We start from the raw sequence: 4,138 nt of genomic DNA, 5'->3' as shown, positions 1-4,138 counted from the left end.
GATGATGACAATGATTCACCTTGGGAACTACTTGGATTATTAGGACTAGTTGGTCTTTTTGGTCTTAAAAGAAGAGATGATCGTGAAGAAAAAGTTCGTTAATATCTATTTTGCATGAGTGGAGATAAATAAAGGTTATCAAAGATTAGCTTTCTCTAGAGTCCACAAAGGTGTCTTCTAACAATCAGGGGCACCTTTGTTATCTCCTACAAAGTACATTATGTTTACTGAATCCGTGTGGGCTTTACATAAAAAGCAGAAAAAACTCCCTATTTATTTCCGTAGGGAGCTTTTCTGCTAGGAGAATTATTCTCACATAGTCGATACATTGCGGTATCTTGAGTAGTTTAAGCAAAAAGTGGAATATTATTTGTTCTTTAACTAACAGTGTTTAGTTTTGATTTAGAGTTCAAGCTCCATAAGCTAAATAGTATGATCATTAATTAAAGTATAATGCTAGACTAAAGCGCTCCATCTGTTAATGAATAAATAAAGGGAAAAAGAACAAATCATAATCCAGTAATAAGCGAAATCCAGTTTTGTTGTGACTGCCACTCTAGTTTGTTAGTTCCCCAAAAAGACATGATCACTTGAAGGGTCCCAAATACAATGCTCGCTGAAGTAACTCCTGCATCGTATGAAAACCCAAGCATCTAAGGGGTAATAACGAGTCAAATCCCCATTACAGCGTTCACAACACCTCTTGCTTTCATCATTCTCCCTCCTCAAAGTATGAAACTCTTCATGCTGTCATGATTAAACTATATGTTTGTAATTGACGTGTGTTGAGTATGCTTCAATGCCTGTTGAGATTTCTTCAAATTTTAATATAGGAACAAGCACTTGTGTTGATGAGTTCTCATAAGATGTTTCAAAATCAAATATAAGAAAGAGAGTGGAAAACGAATGTACTATTGCGTTACTTGCTGCAGATTGCAAAATGAAAATGTTATTAAGAGTAAGCTGTTTGAAAATGGATTTTATATAGATCCATTTTTAGGAGAGAAAATTCCTTTAGGTATGTGCGCGCATAGATGTAACCATGAGTCATGCAAGCCATGTGAAAAAGAAAAAATCATCAAAAAGATTGTGCCAAAGGAATTATTTAAATTAAAGAAAGCAATAGAGTATTTACCTGCTCATCGTCATGATCAAGAAAAAGTTCCATTTTCACAATAAATAGAGAACGGTATGCCGCGTTCATTTCACTTAATAGAAATCCATTGTTATTCCGTAAGTTGATTCATTACCAGTTGTACAGCTATTGCATCGTCTAAATAGCCGATTGGAAAGACATAGTCTGGGATAATATCGGTAGGCAAAATAAAATACAGTAGCGCACTTCCCAATATTGAGCGCTTGGCAGCTGATGTTTTTTCATCACAATATTCAAGATACATTTGCTTTAATTGATCAATAAAGGTTCCGACGCTGCCGACTTGCTCTATTTTGGCTTGAAAGTTATTACAAATCATGCTGTGTCCTTCGTCTGTCTGTGCATATTGCTTATATTTTGTTAGTTCTTGTTCGACACGTTCAATCGTAAAGTTTGTATCTACTATATTAAAAGATTTAAGTATTTCTTGAATTTTATCAATGGAGTAATGAATGCCTGTTTCTAATTCATTTTCTGTATTGTTTGAAGCAGCTCCAGCAGGGTCAATTAATGCTTCAAGAGGAGCATTTAAATAGTGCGCAAATTGTTTTAAATGGTGTAGATTTGCTTGCTGTTTTCCATTTATAATCCGTGAGATAGTTGCCGTATCAATCCCCGTAAGTGAGCTAAGTTTCCGCATAGATAAAGCATTTTCCTTTAATAAAGACCTTAATAACAAACCAAGGCTTTGATCATTTTGGATGTTAGACATAGCGGTTCACCTCTTTATATTTTTCAACGCGCAGTAATCATTTTATTGAAGGTTTATCAACAATATATGCAACAAGGAAGCAAATCTCCTCAACATTATCAATAAAAGGAGAGTACAAAATGGAATGGTTATTCATATTAGGTTTTGCACTATCATCGAGTATAGATAACTTCGGTGTGGGAATATCATACGGAGTACGAAAGGTAAGAATAAAATGGCTTTCTAATTTACTGATAGCGGCTATTTGTTTCCTCTTTAGCATGGTGGGGATTATGTTTGGCAGGTGGATTTCAACCATCTTGCCAGGGGTGTTCCATGTTATTGTAGCCGTCGTATTATTAACGCTAATCGGGATTCGCATTATTTTATTAGTTGGATCCCAAAGAAATAACGGAAGTGATGAATTAGATAGTAGTGGTCAAGAAAACGTACGATATATTGGTTGGATCGAAAGCAGTGTTCTAGGTGTTGCACTTTCAGCAAATGCACTTACAAACGGTCTGGGAGCAGGCTTGCTTGATTCATCGCCTTTAGCTATTTCGCTTACATCAGCCTTTGGCAGTTTTATAACCGTATGGCTAGGAGTAATGGTGGGGAAAAAAGCCGCAAATGTTCAAATTGGGAAATTTACATTGAGTCAATTTGGAACGTTAATAAGTGGGATCACGATTTTAATTGTAGCTTTTACTCAAATATTTTAAAAGAAAAGGCGCCACTTGCTAAAGCAAGTGGCGTTTTTTCTTTGTATTTTGTAGTAACTAGTTTTAAAAGTTATACAAAGTAAAAAACAAATGGCTAATACTCCTATTAATGCTACATGAGAATTTATCGAATAAAGAGATAAATGAACTTAATTCTTTCATTATTTCTTATTAAGTTTTAATTGTATTTGAGAAGGGTACAGTATTCTTTAGCCAAAGCGCCAAAATAACTGGCGCAAACGTTATCTCATTTACCACATAGGCATACTATTCTAAAAAACAGCCGTATACCCTAAAACAAAGGGGAAACTATCTAATTTTGACAGATAAGAATGCAAAGCGTAGAATTGTTCTAATGAACAGGCAATTTACCAGTTTAAGAGTCTTAAAATTTAGGTTGATTTTATATAAGGGAGCGTACACACTTGAAAAATCAGTTTGCTCAATTGATACAGAATAATGAAAGCGTTCATATTTACTATAATATTGACGATATGAGAAGTTACTTAGACAATCTTGTGTCTTATATTGTTTCGGGGGTTGAAGAGGAGAGACATACTTTAGTTATAGAAAGTGAAAGACTAATCCCGCTGATTTTCAAAAGATTAGAGGGGATTTTAACTAAAGACCAATTAACATATATACATACCATTAATAATTTTGATTATTACTGTTCAAGTGGAAGTTTTCAGCCTGCCATAATTTTTGAACACCTTTCTAAACATTTAGATCCTTTCTATAAAAACAATACGTCTTTTCAAATATGGGCTCATGTAGAATGGGGACAGCAAGAAGGGATTATACCTATTTTAGAAGAGTTTGAAAATGAAGCAGACAAATTGGTGAATAACGGCGGATTGTATTTAGTATGCGCGTATGATGAAGAGAGAGTACCAGAAGTTCTTAAACTGGCTTTAATGAAGTGCCATCCATACTTAATTTTAGAAAATGAAATTACTCCGTCTAATTTATATGTAATGACAGATGCAGTGTAAGTAATAATGGCCTTGGACATTATTTTTTAAAAGCAAAAGGTAAATAGAGAACAAATAAGGAGCCTTATTTAAGGCTCCTTATTTGTTGTTTCTCCAGAGTATGTATACCATAGTATCTTTATATCTAGTGTGAGTCTTCAATTAAAATCTCTATTCCTTAAAATGAAGCTTTTTCGTATCCGCTCTGTTTCATCTTCCGTAACTTCTGGATAGTGCCTAGATAAGACATTAGCTAAACTTTCTTCTTTAGGTATATGTAAAAAACGTGAATATACTTCCGTACCACTTGGGAACTCATCTTCTTCACATAAGAGGAAGGCATCTAAACTCTCAATCAATTGGAAATTCACAGTCTGATCATAAACGTTGGTATAGCTGTCTTCACATTCTTTTGCTTTCTTTTCTGCAATTTCATAGGCTTGAGCAAATGATTGGGCTTTAATTAATAAAATACTTTCTTCAAATATCTGATGTTCTTCATAATTTTCGTCAATCTTTTCTATATTAGGTTTACCGACTATTAAGTACTTATAAAGAATCTTTACCCCATACTTATAAAGAATCTTTACCCCAT

Annotated in this window: 7 protein-coding genes; 4 read left to right on the top strand and 3 right to left on the bottom strand. The window is 34.1% G+C overall.

Annotation, left to right across the window (positions count from 1 at the left end; genetic code table 11):
* Window positions 1-102: WGxxGxxG family protein (locus tag AC1DRF_RS18085; RefSeq protein WP_477741324.1), on the top strand; the 102-nt coding region annotated here is incomplete at its 5' end.
* Window positions 103-509: 407 nt separating this feature from the next.
* On the opposite strand, the gene AC1DRF_RS18080 is transcribed toward AC1DRF_RS18085, so the two are convergent.
* On the bottom strand, window positions 510-653 hold the full coding sequence (locus AC1DRF_RS18080; RefSeq protein ID WP_427075080.1) for a hypothetical protein: 144 nt from the start codon (window positions 651-653) through the stop codon (window positions 510-512).
* Between the two features lie 253 nt (window positions 654-906).
* On the opposite strand from AC1DRF_RS18080, the gene AC1DRF_RS18075 reads away from it, so the two are divergent.
* The gene (locus tag AC1DRF_RS18075; protein ID WP_477741323.1) at window positions 907-1,179 is read left to right on the top strand and encodes a DUF3973 domain-containing protein; all 273 of its coding nucleotides are present in this window, start codon (window positions 907-909) and stop codon (window positions 1,177-1,179) included.
* A 47-nt stretch (window positions 1,180-1,226) separates the two neighbouring features.
* Here the strand turns inward: AC1DRF_RS18075 and AC1DRF_RS18070 are convergent, their stop codons facing one another.
* The gene (locus tag AC1DRF_RS18070) at window positions 1,227-1,868 is read right to left on the bottom strand and encodes a DUF1232 domain-containing protein (RefSeq protein WP_477741322.1); all 642 of its coding nucleotides are present in this window, start codon (window positions 1,866-1,868) and stop codon (window positions 1,227-1,229) included.
* A gap of 119 nt (window positions 1,869-1,987) precedes the next feature.
* On the opposite strand from AC1DRF_RS18070, the gene AC1DRF_RS18065 reads away from it, so the two are divergent.
* Together AC1DRF_RS18065 and AC1DRF_RS18060 are read left to right on the top strand one after the other, a co-directional pair.
* Window positions 1,988-2,569: a manganese efflux pump gene (locus AC1DRF_RS18065; RefSeq protein WP_427075077.1), complete on the top strand. Its 582-nt coding sequence runs from the start codon at window positions 1,988-1,990 to the stop codon at window positions 2,567-2,569.
* A gap of 425 nt (window positions 2,570-2,994) precedes the next feature.
* Window positions 2,995-3,564 carry an MEDS domain-containing protein gene (locus tag AC1DRF_RS18060; RefSeq protein WP_427075076.1) on the top strand — a complete coding sequence of 190 codons (570 nt, stop codon included), beginning with the start codon at window positions 2,995-2,997 and terminating at the stop codon, window positions 3,562-3,564.
* 137 nt (window positions 3,565-3,701) lie between these two features.
* Here the strand turns inward: AC1DRF_RS18060 and AC1DRF_RS18055 are convergent.
* The coding region (locus AC1DRF_RS18055; RefSeq protein ID WP_477741321.1) for a DUF4288 domain-containing protein at window positions 3,702-4,138 on the bottom strand (437 nt) is incomplete at its 5' end.

It is taken from the genome of Priestia sp. P5_B4, from assembly GCF_056400385.1.
Note: the sequence above shows the minus strand (reverse complement) of the source record. Positions and strands in the feature narration are given on the sequence as shown.

Bases quoted from the DNA above. Each gene is read 5' to 3' on its own strand.
- AC1DRF_RS18065 (WP_427075077.1), top strand. From the start codon at position 1,988: ATGGAATGGTTATTCATATTAGGTTTTGCACTATCATCGAGTATAGAT.
- AC1DRF_RS18080 (WP_427075080.1), bottom strand. From the start codon at position 653: ATGCTTGGGTTTTCATACGATGCAGGAGTTACTTCAGCGAGCATTGTA.
- AC1DRF_RS18070 (WP_477741322.1), bottom strand. From the start codon at position 1,868: ATGTCTAACATCCAAAATGATCAAAGCCTTGGTTTGTTATTAAGGTCT.
- AC1DRF_RS18075 (WP_477741323.1), top strand. From the start codon at position 907: ATGTACTATTGCGTTACTTGCTGCAGATTGCAAAATGAAAATGTTATT.